General features: G+C 31.5%; 2 protein-coding genes. Both read left to right on the forward strand.

The annotated features are described in order from the left end of the window. The first annotated feature begins 234 nt into the window (after window positions 1-234). Window positions 235-1149 (forward strand): S41 family peptidase, encoded by a 915-nt coding sequence (locus BM201_RS17915; RefSeq protein ID WP_092545185.1) that lies wholly within the window; start codon window positions 235-237, stop codon window positions 1147-1149. A 199-nt stretch (window positions 1150-1348) separates the two neighbouring features. After that, window positions 1349-2431, forward strand: a complete 1083-nt coding sequence (locus BM201_RS17920) for a serine hydrolase domain-containing protein (RefSeq protein WP_092545187.1) — start codon at window positions 1349-1351, stop codon at window positions 2429-2431. The last annotated feature ends 250 nt before the right edge of the window (window positions 2432-2681 follow it).

Consider the following 2681-nt stretch of genomic DNA (forward strand, 5'->3'; position numbering starts at 1 on the left):
TCCTACAAAAGGAATAAACAAAATTTAGAACTATTGACCATTTAATCTGTCGAAAATTGAATCAAAAATGGTCAACCTATTTCAGTATAATACAACATGGCAATTACAACAATGTACATGAAAAATTATCAAGTATTAATATTACTTCTGTTCTACTCAACTATTTCGAAAGCACAAGATCTACATACTTCACAAGACAGTATTAGAACATTTTTCGGAGAATTATTTTAAACAATGAAAGATGGGTATGTTTATAAGGATGAAGTTAATTGGAAAGATGTTGAAACTAAATTGAATAGGAACCTGAAAGGATATTCAGATTTTAGTTCCTCTTTAAAAGAAGTACCACTTCTATTTGATCTCACGAAAGCTGATCATTCTAGATTATACTACAAAGAATTACAAATTTCTGGCAATTTCAAAACACCTTCAATAAATGACTTCAGTGAACAATGGGCGAAAAAATATAAAGCTATTCCAGGTTTTGAAGTAAAACTTATCGGTGATAACTACGGTTATATTTTAATGCCTGGAATAACAGATGCAAATTCTCCTAAGAGTATCAGAAGATTAGCGCAGCAAATGTATGATGAGATTAATAACTTAAAGTCTCAGAAAGATGTAAAAGGTTGGATAATTGATCTTCGTTTTAATACTGGTGGTAATTGTGAACCTATGCTATTAGCATTGTACGATTTTCTAGGAGATAATGATATCTGGGGTGTGCTAGGGAAAGATCGTCGGTTACAATCAATGATTTCATTAAACAATGGTAAGTATAATTATGACGGCAAGAATCAAGGAAGAATAAAACCAACTGGTGAACTATTAATTAATAGTAAAGTTGCAGTAATAATAAACAACGCTACTGGTAGTTCTGGAGAGATTGTAGCTCTGGCATTTAAACCAAGGTCAAACACAATTTTAATTGGAGAGCCGACAAATGGTAAAACCACCTCAAATGTCAAGGCTAACTTACCATTTGGAGCTTTTATGACTTTGAGTGTAGGTTTAGATTCTGACAGGAATGGTAAATACTATGAAAGAATAATACCCGAGATTAATATTACGAAAGAAGATAATTTCGATAATTTACTATTAGACGGTAATATAAGTGAAGCAATAAAATTTATATCAGAACGCGAATAACAACGCCTAACATCGGTTGATCGCCAATAAGCGGCACCGTTAGAAAGAAAATAATTATCTTGACCAATCAACCAATACTAAGCCGACAAATCCGCGTCCCCTACTCCGCCAACTGGCAATAACCGAGACCGTTAGCAAATATTTTAATTCAAAAGTGTAACATATAATTTTCTATTATGTCCCTTTATAAAATCATCATATGAAATATTTATTATCATCAATTATCCTCATCTCATTCTTTTTACCCTTAAAGAAATACCAAATTGATTTAAAACCAAACAAAATTCAAATTCAGCAGAAGCGTGATACCGAAAAACTAAGAGAAAAAATCGATTCTATTCTTACCTCAAAATATGAAAAAGGAAAATTAAATGGAAATGTTTTAGTAGTTCATAAAGGAAATGAACTCTTTAAAAAGTCTTATGGTTTTGCTGATGCCGATAAAAATCAAAAACTAAATGAGAACTTTAGATTTAATATAGGTTCAATCTATAAAGAATTTCCTGCTGTAGCAATAATGCAGCTTAAGGAAAAAGGAGCGTTAACTTTACATGATAAGTTAAGTAAATATGTTAGAGACTTACCAAATTGGTCGGACAATATATCCATTATTGAACTCCTACAGTATTCTAGCGGTCTTCCCAAAGTAAATTGGGGGGGACATTTTAGTAATGGCGAAATGGTCACAGATCAAATAATATTTAATGATTTAAAAGCAATTGAAACACTAGAATTTTCCCCTGGAACGGATTATCTCTATTCAAATTATAATCCGATACTGCTAATAAAGATCGTCGAAGAAATAACGCAACAAAATTTCACAGAATATGCTCAAGAGAATCTTTTTAATCCTTATAGTTTAAACAGTTCGAAAATTAGTGATCAGTTCCCATATAAAGACAAAACCCTCATGGCAATTCCCTTCGATGAAAATTATGAAATAGATAATTACAAAATTTCAATGCCGACAGTTTTATTTAGTTCTACAGTTCAGGACATGTACAAATGGTTTAAACATTTAGATTCATTTGACATCATTAGTAAAGAATCAGTCAAAATTTTATCCAAAGAGGCTAAAATTGGACATAATATTCAAGCTCCTCTAGGACGATTTGATTGGAATGATGATTTAGCTATAGAACATCTTCATCATGGTTCAAGTGGCAATTATGAATGTGTTGTAAGAAGATTTAAACAAAAAGACTTAACAATTGTGATTCTTACTAATCAAAAACACGGAAATGTTAATGAAATTTCACAGGAAATATTTGAACTTTTCTAGAGCTATTCTAATATAAAAACATTTGCTAACAACGCGTATAGCCAATTGCAGCTAAATACTTAATCGATATTAGATGTTTTTAGCTATATTTATTTCAAGCGGACAAAACCTGGAAAACCAGCCCGCAACTGTCCATACTCGAGACCGTTGTAGCACATTTTGACCCGTCCGGAAATAAGGCTACATAATTTTAATAATTATGTACAAAAATGACAAAGTAATTAGACGCTACAGTGAATCGTTTAAATTG

The sequence above is a fragment of the Zunongwangia mangrovi genome (assembly GCF_900112105.1).
GTDB classification, from domain to species: domain Bacteria; phylum Bacteroidota; class Bacteroidia; order Flavobacteriales; family Flavobacteriaceae; genus Zunongwangia; species Zunongwangia mangrovi.

Bases quoted from the DNA above. Each gene is read 5' to 3' on its own strand.
- BM201_RS17915 (WP_092545185.1), top strand. From the start codon at position 235: ATGAAAGATGGGTATGTTTATAAGGATGAAGTTAATTGGAAAGATGTT.
- BM201_RS17920 (WP_092545187.1), top strand. From the start codon at position 1,349: ATGAAATATTTATTATCATCAATTATCCTCATCTCATTCTTTTTACCC.